General features: G+C 69.8%; 19 protein-coding genes and 1 tRNA gene. 12 read left to right on the top strand and 8 right to left on the bottom strand.

What is annotated here, in order from left to right:
• Nucleotides 1-71: 71 nt before the first annotated feature.
• The 4 genes from MHY30_RS03065 to MHY30_RS03050 form a co-directional block, all read right to left on the bottom strand.
• Complete coding sequence (locus MHY30_RS03065) at nt 72-764, bottom strand: response regulator transcription factor (protein ID WP_128216810.1); 693 nt, start codon at nt 762-764, stop codon at nt 72-74.
• Nucleotides 765-833: 69 nt separating this feature from the next.
• A complete protein-coding gene (locus MHY30_RS03060; RefSeq protein ID WP_239275034.1) occupies nt 834-2,483 on the bottom strand; it encodes a DNA repair helicase XPB in 1,650 nt (549 codons plus the stop codon).
• A gap of 51 nt (nt 2,484-2,534) precedes the next feature.
• The gene (locus MHY30_RS03055; protein WP_239275033.1) at nt 2,535-4,256 is read right to left on the bottom strand and encodes a helicase-associated domain-containing protein; all 1,722 of its coding nucleotides are present in this window, start codon (nt 4,254-4,256) and stop codon (nt 2,535-2,537) included.
• A 1-nt stretch (nt 4,257) separates the two neighbouring features.
• Complete coding sequence (locus tag MHY30_RS03050; protein ID WP_239275032.1) at nt 4,258-4,527, bottom strand: multidrug ABC transporter ATPase; 270 nt, start codon at nt 4,525-4,527, stop codon at nt 4,258-4,260.
• A gap of 105 nt (nt 4,528-4,632) precedes the next feature.
• Here MHY30_RS03050 and MHY30_RS03045 point away from each other — a divergent pair, with 105 nt between their 5' ends.
• Both MHY30_RS03045 and MHY30_RS03040 read left to right on the top strand, forming a co-directional pair.
• Nucleotides 4,633-5,016 (top strand): cold-shock protein, encoded by a 384-nt coding sequence (locus tag MHY30_RS03045; RefSeq protein WP_239275174.1) that lies wholly within the window; start codon nt 4,633-4,635, stop codon nt 5,014-5,016.
• Nucleotides 5,000-5,692 carry a DUF3027 domain-containing protein gene (locus tag MHY30_RS03040; protein WP_239275031.1) on the top strand — a complete coding sequence of 231 codons (693 nt, stop codon included), beginning with the start codon at nt 5,000-5,002 and terminating at the stop codon, nt 5,690-5,692. Before MHY30_RS03045 ends, MHY30_RS03040 begins: the two co-directional genes overlap by 17 nt.
• Before the next feature lie 97 nt (nt 5,693-5,789).
• On the opposite strand, the gene serC is transcribed toward MHY30_RS03040, so the two are convergent.
• A complete protein-coding gene (gene serC, locus MHY30_RS03035) occupies nt 5,790-6,911 on the bottom strand; it encodes a phosphoserine transaminase (RefSeq protein WP_239275030.1) in 1,122 nt (373 codons plus the stop codon).
• A gap of 96 nt (nt 6,912-7,007) precedes the next feature.
• On the opposite strand from serC, the gene MHY30_RS03030 reads away from it, so the two are divergent.
• From MHY30_RS03030 to MHY30_RS03000, 7 genes are all read left to right on the top strand, one after another.
• Complete coding sequence (locus MHY30_RS03030) at nt 7,008-7,706, top strand: metal-dependent transcriptional regulator (RefSeq protein ID WP_239275029.1); 699 nt, start codon at nt 7,008-7,010, stop codon at nt 7,704-7,706.
• 370 nt (nt 7,707-8,076) lie between these two features.
• Nucleotides 8,077-8,871: a M23 family metallopeptidase gene (locus MHY30_RS03025; protein WP_239275028.1), complete on the top strand. Its 795-nt coding sequence runs from the start codon at nt 8,077-8,079 to the stop codon at nt 8,869-8,871.
• A 340-nt stretch (nt 8,872-9,211) separates the two neighbouring features.
• On the top strand, nt 9,212-9,709 hold the full coding sequence (locus MHY30_RS03020; RefSeq protein ID WP_239275027.1) for an HNH endonuclease: 498 nt from the start codon (nt 9,212-9,214) through the stop codon (nt 9,707-9,709).
• A gap of 143 nt (nt 9,710-9,852) precedes the next feature.
• Nucleotides 9,853-10,581, top strand: a complete 729-nt coding sequence (locus MHY30_RS03015) for a hypothetical protein (RefSeq protein WP_239275026.1) — start codon at nt 9,853-9,855, stop codon at nt 10,579-10,581.
• A complete protein-coding gene (locus tag MHY30_RS03010) occupies nt 10,581-12,125 on the top strand; it encodes a DNA polymerase Y family protein (RefSeq protein ID WP_239275025.1) in 1,545 nt (514 codons plus the stop codon). The genes MHY30_RS03015 and MHY30_RS03010 overlap by 1 nt, the downstream gene beginning before the upstream one ends.
• A 42-nt stretch (nt 12,126-12,167) precedes the next feature.
• Nucleotides 12,168-15,605 (top strand): error-prone DNA polymerase, encoded by a 3,438-nt coding sequence (locus MHY30_RS03005; protein ID WP_239275024.1) that lies wholly within the window; start codon nt 12,168-12,170, stop codon nt 15,603-15,605.
• A gap of 67 nt (nt 15,606-15,672) precedes the next feature.
• Nucleotides 15,673-16,530, top strand: coding sequence for a DUF2510 domain-containing protein (locus MHY30_RS03000; protein WP_239275023.1), 858 nt, complete (start codon nt 15,673-15,675; stop codon nt 16,528-16,530).
• A gap of 3 nt (nt 16,531-16,533) precedes the next feature.
• Here MHY30_RS03000 and coaBC read toward each other — a convergent pair whose 3' ends face one another.
• On the bottom strand, nt 16,534-17,736 hold the full coding sequence (gene coaBC, locus MHY30_RS02995) for a bifunctional phosphopantothenoylcysteine decarboxylase/phosphopantothenate--cysteine ligase CoaBC (protein ID WP_239275022.1): 1,203 nt from the start codon (nt 17,734-17,736) through the stop codon (nt 16,534-16,536).
• 161 nt (nt 17,737-17,897) lie between these two features.
• On the opposite strand from coaBC, the gene MHY30_RS02990 reads away from it, so the two are divergent.
• From MHY30_RS02990 to MHY30_RS02980, 3 genes are all read left to right on the top strand, one after another.
• On the top strand, nt 17,898-18,632 hold the full coding sequence (locus MHY30_RS02990; RefSeq protein WP_239275021.1) for an NRDE family protein: 735 nt from the start codon (nt 17,898-17,900) through the stop codon (nt 18,630-18,632).
• Nucleotides 18,633-18,647: 15 nt separating this feature from the next.
• Nucleotides 18,648-18,720: transfer RNA gene (locus MHY30_RS02985), tRNA-Arg, on the top strand.
• 37 nt (nt 18,721-18,757) lie between these two features.
• Nucleotides 18,758-19,621: a DUF4436 family protein gene (locus MHY30_RS02980; RefSeq protein ID WP_239275020.1), complete on the top strand. Its 864-nt coding sequence runs from the start codon at nt 18,758-18,760 to the stop codon at nt 19,619-19,621.
• A gap of 83 nt (nt 19,622-19,704) precedes the next feature.
• Here MHY30_RS02980 and MHY30_RS02975 read toward each other — a convergent pair whose 3' ends face one another.
• Together MHY30_RS02975 and MHY30_RS02970 are read right to left on the bottom strand one after the other, a co-directional pair.
• Entirely contained in the window at nt 19,705-19,989 is a 285-nt protein-coding gene (locus tag MHY30_RS02975) for a Fe-S cluster assembly protein HesB (protein WP_239275019.1), read from the bottom strand.
• 122 nt (nt 19,990-20,111) lie between these two features.
• Nucleotides 20,112-20,963 carry a LuxR family transcriptional regulator gene (locus MHY30_RS02970; RefSeq protein ID WP_239275018.1) on the bottom strand — a complete coding sequence of 284 codons (852 nt, stop codon included), beginning with the start codon at nt 20,961-20,963 and terminating at the stop codon, nt 20,112-20,114.
• Nucleotides 20,964-20,965 lie beyond the last annotated feature (2 nt).

Genomic DNA, 20,965 nt, shown 5'->3' with positions numbered 1-20,965 from the left:
TCGTGCGGAGGCTGAGTCGACGCCACCAGTGCGTCAGAGCGTCGTCGGAATTCTCCAGGATGGATCCCCGCTCAGGCGGTCTTGCCGGACTTCAGCATGTAGCCGAAACCGCGCTTGGTCTGGATGAGCGGCTCGGAGGAGTGCGGGTCGATCTTTCGACGCAGATAAGAGATGTAGCTCTCGACGATGCCGGCATCCCCGTTGAAGTCGTACTCCCACACGTGGTCGAGGATCTGCGCCTTGGACAGGACGCGGTTCGGGTTGAGCATGAGGTAGCGCAGGAGCTTGAACTCCGTCGGGCTCAGGTCGATCGAGACGTCGCCGACGCTCACGTCGTGCGTGTCCTGATCCATCGTGAGTTCACCGGTGCGGATCACCGACTCCTCGTCCGCCTGCATCGTGCGGCGGAGGATCGCCTGGATGCGCGCGACGATCTCGTCGAGGCTGAAGGGTTTGGTGACGTAATCGTCACCGCCCGCGTTCAGGCCGGTGATCTTGTCCTCGGTTTCGTCCTTCGCGGTGAGGAACAGGATCGGGGCGGTGTAGCCGGCCCCGCGAAGCCGCTTGGTGACGCTGAATCCGTTCATGTCGGGCAGCATCACATCGAGCACGATCAGGTCGGGTTCCTCTTCGAGAACCGCGGAGATGGTCTGCGCGCCGTTGGCGACGGCCCGGACCTGGAATCCGGCGAAACGCAGGCTCGTGATGAGCAGGTCGCGGATGTTGGGTTCATCGTCGACGACGAGGATGCGCGGTGCTGTCATGCGCCCATTATCGTGACTTCGTTCAAGGAAGTGCTGGATATCGCGAGAAACGCCGAGTCCTGGTAGGGCTCACGCGGCCGCGGCACCGATTCCCTCGGCATCCAGGATCGTGTAGGCGTAGCCCTGCTCGGCGAGGAACCGCTGGCGGTTCTGCGCGAAGTCCTGGTCGACGGTGTCGCGCGCGATGAGCGTGTAGAAGCTCGCGGTGTGCCCCGACTGCTTGGGACGCAGCAGCCGACCCAGACGCTGCGCCTCCTCCTGGCGCGACCCGAACGACCCCGACACCTGGACGGCGACGGATGCCTCGGGGAGGTCGACGGAGAAGTTGGCGACCTTCGACACCACGAGCAGCGAGATCTGTCCCTCGCGGAAGGCCTGGAACAGCTCCTCGCGCTCCGCGACCGGGGTGGACCCGGTGATCTTGGGGGCGTTGAGGGCCTCGGCGAGCTCATCGATCTGGTCGAGGTACTGCCCGATCACCAGCACGCGCTCACCCGGATGCCGATCGACCAGCCGCCGCACGACGTCGATCTTCGCGGGCGCTGTGGCTGCCAGCCGATAGCGCTCCTCGTCGGCTGCGGCGGCGTACTCCAGCCGTTCCTCGGCGGGGAGGTCGATGCGCACCTCGTAACAGGCCGCGGGCGAGATGAAGCCCTGCGCCTCGATCTCCTTCCACGGCGCGTCGAATCGCTTGGGCCCGATCAGGCTGAACACGTCGCCTTCGCGGCCGTCCTCGCGCACGAGAGTGGCGGTCAGGCCCAGTCGGCGGCGCGCCTGAAGGTCGGCGGTGAGCTTGAATACCGGCGCGGGCAGCAGGTGCACCTCGTCGTATAGCACCAGGCCCCAGTCGAGGGCATCGAGAAGTGCGAGGTGCGCGTACTTGCCCCCGCGCTTGGCGGTGAGGATCTGGTACGTCGCGATCGTGACCGGCTTGATCTCCTTCGACTGGCCGGAGTACTCGCCGATCTCCTCCGGCGTGAGGCTCGTCCGCCGCAGGAGTTCGTCACGCCACTGACGGGCGCTGACGGTGTTCGTGACGAGGATGAGCGTCGTCGTCCGCGTCTCGGCCATCGCACCGGCGCCGACGAGCGTCTTGCCGGCGCCACACGGCAGCACGACGACGCCCGAGCCGCCCTCGGAGAAGGACTCGACCGCCTGACGCTGGTACGGCCGCAGCTGCCAACCGTCCTCGTCGAGGTCGATCGGGTGCGGCGTGCCGGGGGTGTAGCCGGCGAGATCCTCGGCGGGCCAGCCGATCTTCAGCAGCTCCTGCTTGATGTGGCCCCGCGCCCACGCGTCGACCGTGTAGCTGTCCGGCGTCGGGTGACCGATGAGAAGCGGCGAGATGCGCTTGTTGCGAGAGACCTCTCCCAGCACCGCCGGATCCGTCGAGCGCAGCACGAGCGCGCCCTCGTCGTCTCGCTCGATCACGAGGCGGCCGTACCGCCCGACGGTCTCACGGATGTCGGTGCTCACCGACGCGGGCACCGGAAAGCGCGACCATTTGTCGAGGGTCTGCAGCATCGCGTCGGCGTCGTGTCCGGCCGCGCGCGCGTTCCACAGCCCCAAACGCGTGATGCGGTAGGTGTGGATGTGTTCCGGCGCGCGCTCCAGCTCAGCGAACACCGCGAGTTCGTGTCGCGCGGTCTCCGCGTCGGGGTGCGCGACCTCGAGCAGCACCGTGCGGTCGCTCTGGACGATGAGGGGGCCGTCAGCCATAGCGTTCCATCCTACCCGTGCGCCGGAGAGGCGTCATCGCCTCGCGGCGGCTCACGCGACGGGGCTCACCGAATCGATGTGCGACAGCGGCAGCGTGCGTTCCACGTCGGCGGCGCGGTCGCGACCGCGGAGACGTCCACCGCCGAGTCCCGTCGCCTCGAGCCGGAACACACGGGCGGACCCGTCGGGCAGGCGCACGGTGACATCGACCACGGCGCGGGCGCGCACCGCCTGATCGAGCTCGCGCTCGAGCCAGGCGGCATCCGAGTCCTCCCCGCCCGAACGCAGACGATCGATCAGGGGGCCGTACACCTCGAGCGGTTCTTCGGGCGTGGCCGCCGGTGCCAAACGCGCGCGTTCGACCGTACGCGGGCGTCCGTCCGGGTCGACCGCTACGGCCGGGTACCGTGCGTCACTCAACGCCCAGAACACGACATCGACCGAGACGTGCGTGAGGAGTTCGTCGTCGGAACGGGTGAGCGCGACCGAGCGCAGCGCGGTGTCGACCTCCATGGCACGCAGGAGCGTCTCATCGTCGGTTCGCACGGTGGTCAAGCCGGATGCCGCGTCGGCCGTGACCCGCACCCGACCATGTTCGGCGGAGGTGCGCTCGATGACGTACGCGAGCGGCTGCGGCAGGCCCGTGAGGGAGATGCCGGTGAGGAAGTCCCGCAGGCTGTCGGCGGTTTCGCCTCCCGTGATGGCCGCGCCGATCGTGGCCGCGCTGAAGCGATAACTGGACGCCTGCGCGCGAGACTCGCGCGCCGCCATGCTGCGCAGGCGCACGTCGAGGTGAGGAGCCAGCGGCCCCGGCGCGATCGCGGTGAGATCGTTCTGCAGGTACACCCGGTCGACCTCGGGCGGCAGGAGGTCGCGCAGCTCATCGATGTCGGCATCCGCTCCTTCTGCGAGGCCACGGCCCCACGGTGGGACGGCCCCGTCTGCGTCGAGCAGACCCCACGCGCGCAAACGGTGGGTCCACCGCGCCGCGCGCTCCGGCCCGGCGGGATCGAAGGGTGTCGCGCCCGCCCACGCGGACGGCGGCAGCCATCCACCGTGGGGCGCGCGGTACGCGCGGGGGAGGGCCTCGCTCAGGGCGCGCGCCATCGACGCCCACCGTTCCAGCGTCGGCAGTCGCAGCCAGGAGCGCCCGGCGGCGGTCACGAGCCATGCCCGGCCGGTCGAGCCGAGGAGCCCCGTCCGGGCTGCCATCCCGACGAGCAGGTCCGCTTCCTCCGCCGAGGCAGCCGCCCCCGCCTCGACGAGGCGACGTCGTTCCCCGGCGCCGAGCGAGCCCGATCCGATGCGTCCGAGCGGCGCCTCGAGGGTGAGCATGAGCACGTCCGCCAGCGCGGCGGCGGTGGTGAAGGCCGCTTCCGCAGTGGATGCGGTGTCGGCGCCCCCGCTCGGCGGGGCCATCGGCACGTCCGGGAGGCCGTCGGGAGCTGCGTCGCGGACGGCTGCGGAGACATTGGCGTAGGGGTGGCCGTCGTCGTCGACGAGTGCGCGTCGACGGAGAGCGTCCCGGATGCCGTCTTCGGCCGGAACACCGTCGAAGACCGCGGCGACGAGTGCCTGCGCCTCCGCGCGATTCAGCAAGGGGAGTGCCCGCACGATCGACGCGGGGTCCAGGAGCGCATCCGCCGCATCGAACATGTCGCGCCAGGTCGCGGATACCGAGACGTGGCGATCTGCCAGAAGTCGGGCGAGGACCTCGTCACCGAGAGCGCTCAGCGAGACCGCCAGTGCGCGTTGGTCGGAGGTCTCGGCCATGTCAGCGACCCCTGTTGGCTCGTGCCCTTCGCACGAAGCTCATGATGAGCACGGCCATCATCAGGAGGAAGGCGACCGGCAGGGCGATCAAAGGGAGCACGACCATGGTCGGCCAGATGCCCTCGGAGAAGTTCGTCACACCCGCGGGGCGGGCAAGGATCACGACGAAGAAGCAGACGATCGACACGACTCCGAGCCCCAGCGACATGAAGGCCAGGATCCGGTCGATACGACGGATCGGGACGTCGCCGTCAGGGGTGCGCGTGCTCATCGTCGTCAGCCTACTGCCTGGCGGGCGTGCCGTAGGCTGGGAGGCCGGGATCCGTTCGGACCCGTGTTCCGCCGCGCGATCGCGCACACACTCAGCGAGGTGTCCATGCCCACCGGCAAGGTCAGGTTCTACGACGACGAGAAGGGCTTCGGCTTCATCACCACCGATGACGGCCAGGACGTGTTCCTGCACGCCACGGCCCTGCCCGCCGGGACCGCCGCGCCCAAGGCGGGCACACGTCTCGAGTTCGGTGTGGCCGACGGCAAGCGCGGGCTGCAGGCTCTCTCGGTGCGAGTGCTCGACGCCCCCGTGAGCCTGGCGAAGCGGGCGCGCAAGCCCGCCGATGACATGGCCATCATCGTCGAGGACCTCGTCAAGCTCCTCGACGGCATCGGCGGAGACCTCCGTCGCGGCCGGTACCCGAGTGGTGCGCACGCCAAGAAGATCGCTGCGGTCCTGCGTAAGGTCGCCGATGACTTCGAAGCCTGAGCCCGTCGCCGACGAGCGACTGCTCCACGCCCACGATCTGGCTCTCGCGGCGCTTTCCGAAATCACCCCGGCCGACACCGTCGGCCCGGCGGCCGGTCACATCGTCGAGGATGACGGCGTCGTCTCGCTCCGATTCCACACGCGGCTGCCCGGCTATCCGGGGTGGCACTGGACGGTGAGCGTCGCCGTGGTCGAGGACGCCGAGCCGACCGTTCTGGAGGCGGAGCTCTTGCCCGGTGACGGTGCGCTTCTCGCACCGGACTGGGTTCCGTGGGCGAAGCGACTTGCGGAGTACCAGGCGGCACAGTTGGCCGCCGCGGAGGACGAGTCCGATGAGGACATCGACGACGACCTCGACGGCGACGATGAGTCCGACGAGGATGCCGATGACGACGATGACGAGGACGATGACGACGAGCCGAAGGCGCGGCTGCACGCCGGAGACCTCGACGGCGTCGACATCGACGAGTTGGACGAAGATTCCGACGACGATGACGAGGACTCCGTCGACGGCTCCTACAGCGACGAGGACTCCGGCGACGACGACTCGGACGACGACGACTCGGACGACGACGACTCAGACGACGATGACTCCGACGACGACGACGATGACTCCGACGACGACAACGATGACTCCGACGACGACGAGGACGACGAGCGCGAGCGGAGTTACTGACGCCGCGCAGCCGTCCATCGGCGGCCTCGCGCCTCACTCAACGCCCCGATGACGAAAGCCGCCCCGCTGTGCGAGGCGGCTTTCGTGTGGGGACGTGTCAGGTGCGCGGCAGGCGCTCGATCGTGTAGTCGATCGCCGCGATGAGCCGGCGCACGTCGTCGGGCTCGATCGAGACGAACGTCGCGATGCGCAGCTGGTTACGCCCGAGCTTGCGGTACGGCTCGGTGTCGACGATGCCGTTCGCGCGGAGGCTCTTGGCGATGGCGGCCGCGTCGATCGTGTCGTCGAAGTCGATCGTGACGACCACGGGGGAGCGGTCCAGCGGATCGGCCACGAACGGTGTCGCAACCTCGCTCGACTCCGCCCAGTCGTACAGCGCCGACGACGACTCGGCCGTCCGGGCGCCGGCCCACGAGAGCCCGCCGTTGTCGAGGATCCAGCCCAGCTGCTCGTCGAGGAGCAGCAGGGTCGACAGGGCCGGGGTGTTCAGGGTCTGCTGCAGCCGCGAATTCTCGACCGCGTTCTTCAGGCTGAGGAACTCCGGGATGTACCGTCCGGAGGCCGCGATCCGCTCGATTCGCTCGATTGCGGCGGGGGAGACGGCGGCGTACCAGAGCCCGCCGTCCGAACCCAGGTTCTTCTGCGGTGCGAAGTAATAGACGTCGGCCTCGGCCACGTCGAAGTCGATGCCGCCGGCGGCGCTGGTCGCGTCGATGACCGTGAGGGCTCCGGCATCCGCCTTCACCCGGGTCACGGGCGCGGCGACACCGGTGGACGTCTCATTGTGGGGCCAGGCGTAGACATCGACGCCCTCGACGGCCTCGAAAGACGCACGCGTGCCCGGCTCGGCGCGCCGAACGTCCGGCGCCTGCAGCCACGGCGCTGCCGCGGCGGCAGCGAACTTGCCACCGAACTCCCCCGAGACGAGGTTCTGGCTTCGGTTCTCGATGAGTCCGAAGGCCGCGGCATCCCAGAAGGCGGTCGATCCGCCGTTGCCCAGGATGATCTCGTACCCCGCGGGCAGGCGGAAGAGCTCGGCGAGGCGCTCACGAGTGCTGGCAACCAGGTTCTTCACCGGCGCCTGGCGGTGTGAGGTGCCGAGGATCGTCGCGCCGCGCGTCACGAGCGCCTCGAGCTGCGCGCCGCGCACCTTCGAAGGGCCGCACCCGAAGCGGCCGTCGGCGGGCAGGAGGTCGGTGGGCAGGTCCACGTGCGGCATGCGTCGATTCTAGGGCGGGGGTCGAGCACGTCCCGTCCGTGTGTCGGAGGGGGTCGGTAGGCTGGGAACACCGCCGAGACGCCCGAGGACTGCTGAATGACCGATCTCATCGACACCACAGAGATGTACTTGCGCACGATCCTCGAACTCGAGGAAGAGAACATCGTTCCCCTTCGGGCTCGCATCTCGGAGCGCCTGGGCCACTCGGGCCCGACCGTTTCGCAGACGGTGGGTCGCATGGAGCGTGACGGCCTCGTCGTCGTCTCCGAAGACCGTCGCCTTGAGCTCACCGACGATGGCCGGCAGAAGGCGGTCGACGTCATGCGCAAGCATCGTCTCGCCGAGCGGCTGCTCAGCGACGTGATCGGTCTCGACTGGGCCTACGTCCACGACGAGGCCTGTCGCTGGGAGCACGTCATGAGCGAGCAGGTCGAGCGTCGTCTGGTCGAGCTGCTCGGGCATCCGACCGAGTCGCCCTACGGCAACCCCATCCCCGGTCTCGACCAGCTCGGCGATGTGGCGAGCGCCACTTTCGAAGAGGGCGTGGTCGGGCTCGTGCGCAAGCTGACGGATGCCGGTGGCCCGATCTCCGGCACCGTCCGTCGTCTTGCCGAGCCGGCGCAGGTCGACCCCGAGCTCCTGCAGCAGCTGAAGGCAGCCGGTGTCCTGCCCGGCGCCCGTGGCCAGTACCGCTTCAACGAGGGCTACGTGCTCGTCGAGATGGACGGCATCGACGAGGGGCTCGAGCTGCCCGTCGAGGTCGCCTCGCACATCTTCCTGGTCGACGAAGCCTGAGTGCGCACGGCGGCGGTGTTCGCGTGTGCGCCCCGTCGTATCCCGGACATCGGCTCTTCGTCTCGGCGCTGAGCGTGACAGTTTCGTTATCTTCGGGTAGCCTCTGAGGGTCCACAGGCGAGAAGCCCGCCGTCGGACCCCTCGCGGTTTGCCTCATCGGCTCGTCGTCCGCAGAGGGTGAAGCCCGCACATCGTGCCCCATCGAGTGCTGACGAGCCAGCGTCGACGACGCAGAGGCGCCGGAGGAAATTTGGCTGAACACAACGATCCCGCCGCAGGCCTGCCCGAGGTCCCCGCGACGGGTCAGACTCGAAAGAGCGCGCGCGCCGCGGTCACCCGACCCGCACGGCGGCCTCGTCAGACGCCCGTCGTGGCTTCGTCGACGGTGGCACGCCCCGCTCCCGCCCCGCGCTCGACGTCATCCTTCCGCCGTGGCGCGAAGCCGCTGCGCAGCGCCGTCATCCTGTCGATGGTCGCCGGACTCGTCGCGACCGTGGCGATCCCGGCGTACGCCGCGACGATGCCCGCGGCCGAGACCATGACCCTGCAGGAGATGTCGGCTCCCGACAACCAGTCGCTCGTCGTCGCCTCGGATGCCACGGCCGAGACCCTCGACCGCAGCAGCTACTCGGCCACCACCGCCGAAGAGATCCAGAAGAAGAAGGAGCAGGAGGCCGCCGCGGCGGCCGCTGCCGAACGTGCGCGTGAGCTCGCCGCCCGCGCGAACGTCGCGGTCTCCTCGGTCGATCTGAACATGACCGCTCCCGGTTCGGGCGAAGTGCGGTGGCCGCTCAGCAGCTACACGCTCGGTCGCGGATTGTGGGACTCCGGCTATCACCAGGGAGTCGACCTGCTCGCACCCGGTGGGCAGCCCATCTTCGCGGCCGCGGGCGGTGTCGTGAAGGTTTCGTCCGAGAGCTTCGGCGGATACGGCGTGGGTGTCGTGATCGAGCACGTCATCAACGGTCAGCGCGTCTCCACGACCTACGGGCACATGACGTACGGCAGCCGTCAGGTCCAGGCGGGCCAGACCGTCGCCGCCGGCCAGCTCATCGGTATCGTGGGCTCGACGGGGAGTTCGACGGCCAATCACCTGCACTTCGAGGTGCACATCAACGGATCTGTGGTCGATCCCTACGCCTGGCTGCAGCAGAACGCGGGCTGAGCATCTTTTTTGCGGACGGCGTGCCGGAGACGATCGTTCTCCGACACGCCGTCTGTCGTTTCCCTGGGCGGCGGACCTCGGGCGTGTCGCGGTGGGTTAGCCTGTTCCCGACGTCGGGAGAACCGGAGGGAAAGTCGATGGACACCATGCCTCGCATCCGCACCATGGATGCGCTCGGGCTGCTCGTCCTTCGGCATCGTGTGAGCGGATGCCGCGGCCTCACCGCGACTTCGAGGGCGCTGTCTGTATAGGCAGCGCCTTTTTTCATGCCCCTACGCCGCTCCCGCCGTCACGAGTCGAACATCCGAGAAGCCGTCTCGGCCATTCGAGAGGAAACGGAATGCGCACACTGGTGCTGAACGCGGGCTACGAGCCGCTCGCCGTCGTGTCGTTCAAGCGGGCCCTCGTGCTCGTGATGAACGAGAAGGCCACCGTCGTCGAACGTGTCGACGGTGATCCCGTCTGGGCAGCGGCGGGGACGTACGACCGCCCCGCGGTGATCATCCTCACGCGCTACGTGCGCGTTCCCGGTGCCCGCCGCGTACCGGTGACGCGTCGTGGCGTGCTGCGTCGTGACGCGCACCGCTGCGCGTACTGCGGCAAGGCGGCTTCGACGATCGACCATGTGCTGCCGCGCTCGCGCGGGGGCAAGGACACGTGGGAGAACCTCGTGGCCTGCTGCCTCCGCTGCAACAACGTCAAGGGGGATCGCACGCCCCAGGAGATGATGTGGGAGCTGAGGGTGATTCCCGGTCCGCCGCGGGGATCGTCGTGGACGGTGCGCGGCGTCGATAAGTCCGATCCGCGCTGGGAGCCGTATCTGGCGCTCGCGGCGTGAGGTATTCGGTGAAGGGGCGTGGGGAGTCCTGCGCGATGGGGGAATGATCGGGTAACCCGAACCGTCTCGGCGATGTCGGAGGGTGATCGTATCTTCGAACCACAGGGATTGAGAGTGTAGAACACATGTTCTAACCTGTGGGAGTGAGGGCGATCGTGCGAGACCAGGCGCAAGCCGTACCTGACATCCACGCGCTCCGCGATCGGCTCGAGCGGATGCAGGGGCGCCGCATGGATGCTCCCGTGCTGCCGACGCACCCCGCCTTCACCTCTCTGCTCCCCGGGGGAGGTCTTCGCTCCGGTTCGGCGTATGCGATCGCCCGCTCGATGTCGCTGTTGCTGGCGCTCATGGCCCGACCGTCGCAAGACGGGGCGTGGTGCGGGGTCGTCGGCATGCCTGAGCTGGGAGCCGAAGCCGCCGAGAAGTACGGCCTCGACCTCGATCGGCTGGTCTTCATCCCCGACCCCGGGCCCCGATGGCTGGCGGTGACGGCCACGATCGCCGAGGTCCTGCCGGTCGTGGCCGTGCGTCCCCCGGCAGGGGCGAACAGCGCGCGCGGCGGTGCCGAGGCCACGCGACTCGCCGCACGACTGCGCGATCGTGGCACTGTGCTGCTCGTGCAGGGGCCATGGCCTCAGGCCGAGGCCGTGATCGATGTCGCCGACCCGCATTGGACGGGCCTGGGGCAGGGGCACGGCTATCTCGCCGGGCGTGAGCTGACGGTATCGGTCCGAAGCAAACGCACGCCGACGGCGCGGCGCGCTCGTATGCTGCTTCCGGCCGCCGACGGGTCGATCGAGCTGCTGGGCGCGCCGACCGAGAGGCTCGTCCCGCGGGAAAGTGCGGAGTATCGACAGCGGGCGGCAGGATGATGCGCGAACCCACGCGCAGCCTGGTGCTGTGGTTTCCGGACTGGCCGGTCCTGGCGTACCGTCGCGAGGCTGCGCGGCCCCCACGAGCGGATGCCCCCCTCGCGGTGTTCGAGAACAACACGGTCGTGGCATGCTCCGCCGCCGCGCGCGCTCACGGGGTGCGGCGGGGGCAGCGGCGTCGCGACGCCCAAGCGCTCTGCCCCTCGCTGGTCGTCGTCGCGGCCGACTCCGTCCGTGACGCGCGCGTCTTCGCTCCCGTGGTGGCTCTGGTCGAGGAGCACGCCCCCGGCGTGCAGATCGTGCGACCGGGACTCTGCGCTCTCCGTGCGCGCGGCCCGGCGCGGTACTACGGCGGAGAAGAAGAGGCGGCGCGCATGCTGGTGCGGCTGCTCGCGGCCGAGGGGTTCGACGACATTCGCGCGAGCGTCGCCGATGGCGTCTTCACCGCCGAGCACGCCGCCCGCGTCACCCGCCCCGACGATCCGGTGCGCGTCGTGGCCGGTGGACAGGCCCCGGCCTTCCTCGCCCCGCTCCCGGTCACCGCGCTCGATGACGTCGATCTGGCGAGTCTCCTGGCGCGCCTCGGGGTGCACACCCTGGGAGAGTTCGCCGCGATGCCGGTCGAACGTGTCCGTGAACGGTTCGCTGAACGGGGGGCGCGATTGCACGCCCTCGCCTCCGGCCGCGACTCCCAACCGGTACAGCCGCGCACACCACCGCCCGAACTCCGCCGCGAGGTCGCATTCGAGCCGCCGCTGGAGCTCGCCGATCAGATCGCGTTCGGTATGCGAGTGGCCGCGGAAGAGTTCATCGCGCGCCTGGGGGCGCTGAACCTGGTGTGCACCGAGCTGCGCGTGGTGCTCTGGGGGGAGCGAGGGGAGCGCAGCGAACGGGTGTGGCTGCACCCCGGGTCGTTCGACGCCGGAGCGGTGGTAGACCGCGTGCGGTGGCAGCTCGCCGAAGACGGCCGCGGCATCTTCGGCAGCGGAGTGGCCGGAGTGTCCATCGAGCCCGAGGCCGTCGACGACGCCGCCCATCACGCCAAAGGGCTCTTCGGTGCAGGGTCCGATGAGAGGGTGCATCACGCGCTCTCTCGCGTGCAGGCGATGCTCGGACACCGCGCCGTCGTCACGCCTGTCATCGGCGGCGGGCGGTGGCTGGCCGAGCGGCAGGTGCTGGTGCCCTGGGGAGACCGTGCCGTGACGGCGAAGGAGCGCTCGCGCCCCTGGCCGGGGAGTCTCCCCGACCCCCTCCCCGCGACGGTGTATCCCGAGCCGCGTCGGGTCGAGGTCACCGATATCGCCGGAGCGCCGGTGACGGTGGGGGAGCGCGACGCGATGAGTGCTCCGCCCGCGATCCTCGAGGCCGGCGATCGACGCGTGCGAATCCGTGAGTGGGCGGGGCCTTGGCCGATCAGTGAGCGCGGGTGGGATCCTCTGCGGCGGCGTCGTGCCCACCGCTTCCAGGTGGTCGACGCCGACGGAGGTGCGTGGTTGCTCGTGGTCGAAGAAGGGGAATGGCGCGCGGAGGGACGCTATGACTGAGCGGATCATCGCCACAGCCCTCGTCAGAGTGAGGACGCGCTGATGGGCTGGCACAACCCCCCGGTGAAGTGGTCCGAGCTGGAACGCGCCCTGAGCGACGCGCGCCGTCCGACGACGGCACCGCCCCACGCTGACGGGGGCGACAGCCCGGCATGGTCGCACAAGCGCGGACCCTACGTCCCTCCCTCGATCGAACGCCCCGCCGACGTCGTGCCCTACGCCGAGCTGCACGCGCATTCGTCGTACTCCTTCCTCGACGGGGCCTCCTCGCCCGAAGAGCTCGTGGAAGAGGCCGAGAGGCTGGGCCTCCACGCCCTCGCCCTCACCGACCATGACGGCTTCTACGGCATCGTGCGCTTCGCCGAAGCCGCGGAAGCCCGTGCCGTGCACACCGTGTTCGGTGCCGAGCTGTCGCTCGGGCTCCCCGGCCCGCAGAACGGCGAGGCCGACCCCGCGGGGTCGCACCTGCTCGTCCTCGCCCGCAAAGAAGAGGGATACCACCGACTCGCCGCCGCGATCACCCACGCCCAGCTCTCCGGTGGTGAGAAGGGGCGACCGGTCTACGACCTCGCCGACCTGGCCGAACGCGCCGGAGGGCCCGCCGACCCCCACTGGGCGGTGCTCACCGGATGCCGCAAGGGGACGGTCCGTCAGGCTCTGGCATCCGAAGGGCCCGCGGGGGCGGCTCGCGCCCTCGACGACCTGGTGAGGTTGTTCGGGCCCGACGCCGTGTACGTCGAGCTCATCGACCAGGGCAGTCCGCTCGACTCCGCCCACAACGATCTGCTCGCGACTCTCGCTGCAGAGCGCGGACTCCCTCTGCTCGCGACCAACAACGTCCACTACGCCGCGCCGAAGAAGGAGCTCTTGGCCGCCGCGGTCGCCGCCGTGCGCGCCAACCGCAGTCTGGATGAACTCGACGGCTGGCTTCCCTCGCATGCCGGTGCCCACTTGCGTTCCGGCGCCGAGATGGCAGCGCGGTTCGCCCGCTATCCGGGGGCGGTCGAGCGCACGGTCGCCCTCGCGGACGAACTGGCCTTCCCCCTCCGACGGGCCAAGCCCGCGCTCCCGAAGCAGACCGTTCCCGAGGGCCACACCCCCATGTCCTGGCTCCGGCACCTGGTGTGGGAGGCGGTGCCCCGCAAGTACCCGAACCTGTCCGCCGACGACCGCGACCGCATCGAGCGTGAACTCGCGGTCATCGAGATGAAGGATTTCCCAGGCTACTTCCTCATCGTGTACGGCATCGTGGCCGAGGCTCGGCGCCGCGGCATCCTGTGCCAGGGGCGAGGATCGGCCGCCAACAGCGCCGTGTGCTACCTGCTCGACATCACCGCGGTCGATTCGATCTTCTATCGGCTGCCCTTCGAACGGTTCCTGTCGAGCCTGCGCGACGAAGAGCCCGACATCGACGTCGACTTCGATTCCGATCGCCGCGAAGAGATCATCCAGTGGGTCTACGAGACCTACGGCCGTGATCGCGCCGCGCAGGTGGCGAACGTCATCCAGTACCGGCCCAAGAACGCCGTACGCGACATGGCCCGTGCCCTCGGACACTCGCCCGGCCAGCAGGATGCCTGGTCGAAACAGGTCGAACGATGGGGAGCGACCCTCGAAACCGGTGCCGACCACGACATCCCGGACGAGGTCATCGAGTTCGCATCCGAACTCCTCAAGGCCCCCCGGCATCTCGGCATCCATTCCGGCGGGATGGTGCTCACCGATCGGCCCGTCGGCGAGGTGGTGCCGATCGAGCACGCGCGCATGGACAACCGCACGGTCATCCAGTGGGACAAAGACGACGCCGCCTGGATGGGCCTGGTGAAGTTCGATCTGCTCGGGCTCGGCATGCTCGCGGCCCTGCAGTACTGCTTCGACCTGATCCGGGATGCCACGGGCGAGGAGTGGGAGCTGGCGACGCTTCCGAAAGAAGAGAAGGCGGTCTACGACATGCTGTGCCGTGCCGACTCGATCGGGGTGTTCCAGGTCGAGTCGCGTGCCCAGATGGGGCTGCTGCCGCGTCTGCAGCCCCGCCGCTTCTACGACCTGGTGGTGCAGATCGCGCTCATCCGTCCGGGGCCCATCCAGGGCGGCGCCGTGCACCCCTTCGTGCGGCGCAAGCTCGGGCAGGAGCCGATCACCTACGTGCATGAGAAGCTCCGACCGGTGCTCGAGCGCACGATGGGTGTGCCGGTGTTCCAGGAGCAGCTGATGCAGATGGCGGTCGCGGTGGGCAACTGCACCGCGGAGGACGCCGATCTGCTCCGGCGCGCGATGGGCTCCAAGCGAGGGCTCGAGCGCATCGATTCCCTCCGCGAGAAGCTCTATGCCGGCATGGCCGAGAACGGCCTCGTCGGATCCGTGGCCGACGAGCTGTACGCCAAGATCCAGGCGTTCGCGAACTTCGGGTTCGCCGAATCGCATTCGCTGTCGTTCGCGCTCCTGGTCTACGCCAGTTCGTGGATCAAGCTGCACTATCCGGCGGCGTTCCTCGCGGGGCTCCTGCGCGCACAGCCGATGGGCTTCTACTCGCCCGCGACGCTGACCGCCGATGCGCGTCGGCACGGCGTGCGGGTGCGACGGCCCGATCTGCACCGTTCGGATGTCGAGGCGGGTCTCGAGCCCGTCGACGACGAGACGAGCGAGACGGATGCCACGACTTCTCGCCGTGCTCCGACGGGGCTCGACACCTGCTCGCTCGCCCATCAGCCCCCGACCGGCGATTTCGACCGGTTCGCCCCCGACGACACCGAGGCCCACCGACGTGACGGCGCGTTCGCGGTTCGCCTGGGGCTCGCCGGTGTCACCGGCATCGGCACGAAGGTCGCCGAACGCATCGTCGCCGAACGCGAGCGCGGCGGTGCCTATCGCGACCTGCGCGATCTCGTGCGGCGCACCGGACTGGTCACCGCTCAGCTCGAAGCGCTGGCCACGGCTGGAGCATTCGAGTGCCTGGGCCACTCGCGACGCGAAGCGATCTGGCTGTCGGGCTCGGCGGCTTTGGACCGACCGGAGTTCCTCCCCGACTCCGTGGCTTTCGTGCAGCCCCCGCTGTTCACCGATCCATCCAGCTACGAGGTGCTCGCCGCCGACCTGTGGGCGACGGGACTCTCGACCGACGATCACCCGCTCACCCATTTCCGGTCCGCGCTGGATGCTCGCGGTGTACTGACATCGAGGGAACTGCGCACGGCCGAGGTCGACCGTCGCGTCGAGGTGGCGGGGCTGGTCACTCACCGTCAGCGTCCCGCGACGGCATCCGGGATCACGTTCCTCAACCTCGAGGACGAGCACGGTCTCATGAACATCGTGTGCTCCGTGGGGGTGTGGAACCGGTATCGACGTATCGTGCGGGAGTCGCCCGCGCTCATCGTCCGAGGAATGCTCGAACGGTCGGTCGAGGGGGTCACGAACGTCGTCGCCGACGGGTTCACCGATCTTCGGGTGGGTGTTTCGCACGCCTCCCGGGACTTCCGGTGACGTCGGAGCCCCTCACTAGACTCGGGGAAACGTGCACGGAGCACCGAAGCACCACAGGGGGAACGACATGACCGACACGCCCACTCCGCCCGACGGCTGGTATCCCGATCCCGCCGGGGGCGGCGGACTGCGTCGCTGGAACGGCACCGCGTGGACGGACGAGGTGCGACCGGCCGCCGGCGGCTCCTCGGCTGAACAGTTCTCGAGCCGCCCGGAGACTCCCGCGGCCCCGCCCGTCCCGCCGACCCCGAACACAGACGTCCCGGCGTCTCCCGCCGCATCCGCGCCGCCCGTCCCGCGCGCGGACGCCCCGGCGTACGCGAGTGGCCAGAGCGCCCCGGACCACGCCGCCGCCCCTGCTCGCCCCGCACCGAGCGCGCCGGCGTATCCGACCGCGCCCGCCGCGCCGTCGGCCTCGGCCCCCGCGCGCCGCGACATCCCCACCAACACCGTCTGGATCTGGCTCGTCGTCGCCCTGCCGCTCGTCTCTCTGGTGACGCTGTTCCTCTTCGACTGGACGACCTACATCCAGGAGTCAATCTACGCCTCGCTGTATCCCGAGCAGGCGCCGTACGCTGCGGCGGCGTCGCTGGCGGTCACGGCCGGCGCCTCCGCTTTCAGCTTCGTCATCGCCGCGCTCACGGTCCTGTTCTCCTTCCTGGACTGGAGGCAGCTGCGCGCCCGCGGCATCGACAGGCCGTTCCACTGGGCGTGGAGCTTCTTCGTCCTCGCCATTTCGAGCGGCGGCGTGTACATCATCGGTCGCGCGGTCATCCTGCGGCGTCAGACCGGCAAGGGGATGGCTCCGGTGTGGGGGTGGATCGCCCTGACCCTCGTCACGATCATCGCCGTCGCGGTGTGGGTGGCGCTGCTCCTGAACGCACTGCTTCCGCTGATCGAAGAGCTGCAGTACTACGGGTACTGACCCTCAACGCGAGCGGATCGCCAGGATCGCGTCGAGGAGCGCGTGGGCGGTGTCGTCCTTGGACCCGGATGCCGAGGCCACGACGTCACCGTCCCGCCCGACGATCGTGAGGGCGTTGTCGGCCGTCTCGAAACCGCGCGTCCAGCCCACGGCGTTCGCGGCGAGGAGGTCGACACCCTTCCGGGCGATCTTGGTGCGGGCGCGTTCGATCAGCTCGTCCTCGCCCTCGACGGTCTCGGCGGCGAACGCGACGACGGTCTGCCCGGCGCGCCGCGCAGCGACGAGCCCCGCGACGATGTCGCGGTTCTCGACGAGATTCAGCGTGAGTCTCTCGGGGGCATCCTGCTTCCGCAGCTTCTGCTCCGACACCGCGGCAACGGAGTAGTCCGCCACCGCTGCGGCCATGATGATCACGTCGGCCTCGGGGGCGATGGCATCCATCGCCCGTCCGAGCTCGTCCGCGGTTCCCACCGAGATGACCTCGACGCGCGGGTCGGGGTGCACGTTGGCGTCGAGGTGCGCCGCAACGAGGGTGACCGTCGCGCCGCGATCGGCGGCGGCGCGCGCGATGGCGACGCCCTGCCGTCCACTCGAGCGGTTGCCCAGGAATCGCACGGGGTCGATGGGTTCTCGGGTGCCCCCGGCGCTCACGACCACGGCGAGCCCCTCGAGGTCTCTCGGACGCTCGACCAGCGCGAGCGCCGCCGTCGCGATCTCCTCCGGTTCGGACATGCGACCGGGACCGCTGTCGCCGCCGGTCAACGCGCCGTCGGCCGGGCCCACGACGTGCACTCCCCGGGCTTGCAGCACCTCGATGTTGTGCACCGTCGCCGGGTGGCGCCACATCTCGGTGTGCATGGCGGGGGCGACCACCACCGGGGCGGTCGTCGCGAGCAGCGTGGTGCCCAGCAGGTCGGATGCCAGTCCCGCGGCCATCGACGCCAGCGTGTTCGCCGTGGCGGGGGCGACGATGACGAGGTCGGCGGACTGGCCGAGCGCGACGTGCCGCACGCGTGCGACGTCCTCGTGGACCGATGTCGTGACGGGGTTGCGGCTGAGAGCCTCCCACGTGGGCAGCCCGACGAAACGCAGCGCGTCGTCGGTGGGGACGACGTGGACGTCGTGCCCCGCCTTCACCAGCAGCCGGACCAGGGTCACGGTCTTGTAGGCGGCGATGCCTCCGGTCACTCCCACGACGACGAACATGGCCCCAGTCTCCCAGGTGCCGGCCCGCCGAGCGCACCGATATCGAGGGAGGCGGCGGCACCGACGAGTCATCGGCCTGATCCCGTGCGGCCGGGGCATCCGCTGGACAGCGGGCCTGCGCGGCCACCCGACCCGTCCCACGCGCCGGTACCGTGAGAGGAATGTGCACCGTCGTCGTCGATGTCCCGCGCGAGAGTGGCGAGCCCGTTCGCATCCTGGCCGTCCGCGACGAGGACCGGCATCGGCCCTGGCGGGGCATCGGCCAGTGGTGGCCCGAGCGGCCGGGCGTGCGGGGCGTGCGGGACGACCGTGCCGGCGGCGCGTGGTTGGCCGTCGACCCCGACGCCCGACGGCTCGCGGTCCTGCTCAACCGCGAGGACCTGTCGCAGCGCGCGGACGACGAGGTCATCAGCCGCGGTGGCATCCCCCTGCAGTCCGTCGCGGGCACGCTCGCCCCGACCCCGGCGACCCGCGGATTCAATCTGGTCGAAGTGGATGCCGCTGGCGCCACGGTCGTGGAGTGGGACGGTCTCACCGTCCGCCGTACGCGCCTCGCACCCGGAACGCACATGATCGCTCACCACGGCCCCGATGACCCGGCGACGCCCCGAATCGGGCGCTGGCTCGCGGAGTTCCGCCGCGTCGGTGTCGCGCCGGGCGCGGGCTGGTGGGCGCCGTGGCTCGAAGTCGTCGCGGCATCCACGGCCGATCCCTCCACCTCGGTCCTGCGCCGCGACGAGCACGACGGCCTCGTGCTCGAGTCGTTGCTCGTGTGCGCGGCATCGGTGGGTGCCGACGGCGTGGATGTGCGCGAGGCCGCACTTTCCGAGCCGGGGGAGTGGGACGACACCCTCGCCGATCGCCTCCGCGCCGGCATCCCGGCTCGCCCGCAGTAGGCTGGAAGGAGCCCCGCCTCCGTAGCTCAGGGGATAGAGCGCCGCACTCCTAACGCGGGCGTCGCAGGTTCGAATCCTGTCGGGGGCACCCTTTTCCCGCATCGCGGCTCTGCCACACTGGCTCCGTGAGCAGTCTCGCGCCGTCCCGTCGTCGCCCGATCCTCTGGATCGTCGTCTGTGTCGTCGTGTTCGCGGCGCTCTACGGCACCGTCGTGGGGCTGTACGCGGGCAGTGGTGATGTCGTCACGACCGGCGAGGCCGAAACGTCGGGTGAAACCGTCGCGCTGTCGATGACGCCCGAGAAGATGGATGCCACGACCAATCGACTGACTGTCTCCGTCGTTCCCACCCAGGGCGAGGACGGGACGGTCACGAACGGGCTGGTGGCGTGGCGTTCGTTCGGTGTGCTCATCTCGGCGGTCGCGGGGTCGACGGCGACCGAGTACGCGGCCGACGACCTGATCGCGCCGATCCAGACGTCGTTCGTCATGGAAGGGCGGATCGAGAACTGGCCCTTCGACCGTTATGCGGTGCGCTCGGTGATGATGGCGATCGAGGAGGACGCCGACGGGGAGTCGGTCCCGCTTCCCACGACGGTGCACACGTCCAAGCGGGGGATACCCGGCTGGGACATCGCGGTGACGGAGACGCAGCTCGGAGATGGCGTCCTCGCCGTCGACATCGCCGTGACGCGTTCGGGTTCGACGATCGCGTTCGGGATCGTGCTGCTCTCGCTCATGGTCATCATCCCCGTCCTGGTGTTGACGGTCGCGATCGTCGTGCTGCGCGGGCGGCGCAAGGTCGAGGTGACGGTGATGGGGTGGATCGGAGCGATGCTCTTCGCCACCATCCCGTTGCGCAACTTCCTGCCCGGCTCTCCTCCCATCGGGTCGTGGATCGACTACCTCATCGTCCTCTGGGTGCTGGCCGGCCTCGTCGGGGGGCTCGTGCTCTTCGTCATCGCCTGGTTGCGACGCGGTCCCGCGTGATCCGTTCTGTGTGAGCAGCGCCCCCCGAAGGGCGCGGATACGACGATGCCCCGGCGCGCGGCCGGGGCATCGTCGAAAAGTCGTCAGGCCTGGGCCGTGACGGCGAACTGCACCGCGCCCTGGCCGTCCATCTGGGCGTCCAGCACACGATCGTCGAGGACCTCGGCGGCATCGGCGTCGAGGAAGACGCGAGCTCCCGCGTTCTCGACGACGGCGTCTTCCGGCGCGGGGCCATCGACGACGGACAAGCGGAACTGCGATTCGGGCGAACCGGCGCCCTCGATACGTACACCGCCCTGCGCGGCATCCGGCAGCTGGGCGGCGATGGTCTTGACGGCGGTGGTGGCCTCTTCGGTGAGCGTCAGCATGGGCTCTCCTTCTGTGTCGACGTCAGGGGCCAGCCACGATTCCGAGAATCGACAGCGGTCACAACCTCAGAGCGTCTTTTCCAGGGGATTCTCACGGACCGCTCAGCGCGCGCGTCGCTGGCTCAGGGGAGCAGCCCGACGCGCCGCGCCCGTGCGACCGCGGCGTGGCGGGTGGAGGCATCCAGCTTCGACATCGCCGACGCCAGGTAGGACTTGACGGTCGTCTCACGCAGGTGGAGGGATGCCGCGATCTCCCCGTTGGTCGCGCCGACCGCGGCGCACGCGAGGACATCGAGCTCTCGACGGGAGAGATGGATGCCGGCACCCTCGGACGTCGGCGGGGCATCCCCCGACAGCGCGGCCAGGCGGCCCTCGAGCTCTTCCAGGCGCCGACGCACGCTCTCGTCGTCCACCGTCGCGGCGATGCTGCGCAGCTGCGCGTAGCTCTGCCGGATCTCCTCCCGAGCGCCCGCGCTCATGCCCTCGTCGCCAACGGTGACGGAGGCGAGGCGGCGGTCGACCTCGTCCCGCACGCGCAACTCCGTCCCCAGCTCGCCGGCGATGTCGAACGCAGGGCGTGCTTCCCGCTCGCCGAGGGGCGCCTGCGCCCACGACCCGCAGTAGAGCACACCGCGGGCGTCGCCGCGCACGAGGACGGGGACGGCGAAGAGCGTCGCGATGCCCTCGCCGAGGATGGCGCGGTCGTAGTCGTGGGTGATGGTGCGGGCCGTGCGGTAATCCAGCGCCAGGCGCGGCCGTCGTTCGACGAGCGCACGTCCGCCCAGCCCGCGCTCAGCGTGCACGACGAGCCCCTCGATACTCCGGGTGCGCGCACCAACGACGGTGGATACGTGGACAGCGCCGTTGTGCTCGAGGCCGCCGAAGGCGACGGGGAAGTTCGTGCGGCGTGCGAGCTCGGTGACGGCGTGCGACACAAGCGTCGCGTCGTCACGGAGTGCGGCCGATGCTCCCACGA

Origin of the sequence: Microbacterium sp. ACRRU, assembly GCF_022346945.1 — a bacterium.
Lineage (GTDB): Bacteria > Actinomycetota > Actinomycetes > Actinomycetales > Microbacteriaceae > Microbacterium > Microbacterium mcarthurae.
Note: the sequence above shows the minus strand (reverse complement) of the source record. Positions and strands in the feature narration are given on the sequence as shown.

Excerpts from the sequence above, each read along its gene's own strand:
- coaBC (WP_239275022.1), bottom strand. The coding sequence starts at position 17,736 with ATGTTCGTCGTCGTGGGAGTGACCGGAGGCATCGCCGCCTACAAGACC.
- MHY30_RS03045 (WP_239275174.1), top strand. The coding sequence starts at position 4,633 with ATGCCCACCGGCAAGGTCAGGTTCTACGACGACGAGAAGGGCTTCGGC.
- MHY30_RS03020 (WP_239275027.1), top strand. The coding sequence starts at position 9,212 with ATGCGCACACTGGTGCTGAACGCGGGCTACGAGCCGCTCGCCGTCGTG.
- MHY30_RS03055 (WP_239275033.1), bottom strand. The coding sequence starts at position 4,256 with ATGGCCGAGACCTCCGACCAACGCGCACTGGCGGTCTCGCTGAGCGCT.
- MHY30_RS03065 (WP_128216810.1), bottom strand. The coding sequence starts at position 764 with ATGACAGCACCGCGCATCCTCGTCGTCGACGATGAACCCAACATCCGC.
- MHY30_RS03040 (WP_239275031.1), top strand. The coding sequence starts at position 5,000 with ATGACTTCGAAGCCTGAGCCCGTCGCCGACGAGCGACTGCTCCACGCC.
- MHY30_RS02975 (WP_239275019.1), bottom strand. The coding sequence starts at position 19,989 with ATGCTGACGCTCACCGAAGAGGCCACCACCGCCGTCAAGACCATCGCC.
- MHY30_RS03010 (WP_239275025.1), top strand. The coding sequence starts at position 10,581 with ATGCGCGAACCCACGCGCAGCCTGGTGCTGTGGTTTCCGGACTGGCCG.
- serC (WP_239275030.1), bottom strand. The coding sequence starts at position 6,911 with ATGCCGCACGTGGACCTGCCCACCGACCTCCTGCCCGCCGACGGCCGC.
- MHY30_RS03050 (WP_239275032.1), bottom strand. The coding sequence starts at position 4,527 with ATGAGCACGCGCACCCCTGACGGCGACGTCCCGATCCGTCGTATCGAC.
- MHY30_RS03030 (WP_239275029.1), top strand. The coding sequence starts at position 7,008 with ATGACCGATCTCATCGACACCACAGAGATGTACTTGCGCACGATCCTC.
- MHY30_RS03000 (WP_239275023.1), top strand. The coding sequence starts at position 15,673 with ATGACCGACACGCCCACTCCGCCCGACGGCTGGTATCCCGATCCCGCC.
- MHY30_RS02990 (WP_239275021.1), top strand. The coding sequence starts at position 17,898 with ATGTGCACCGTCGTCGTCGATGTCCCGCGCGAGAGTGGCGAGCCCGTT.
- MHY30_RS03005 (WP_239275024.1), top strand. The coding sequence starts at position 12,168 with ATGGGCTGGCACAACCCCCCGGTGAAGTGGTCCGAGCTGGAACGCGCC.
- MHY30_RS03060 (WP_239275034.1), bottom strand. The coding sequence starts at position 2,483 with ATGGCTGACGGCCCCCTCATCGTCCAGAGCGACCGCACGGTGCTGCTC.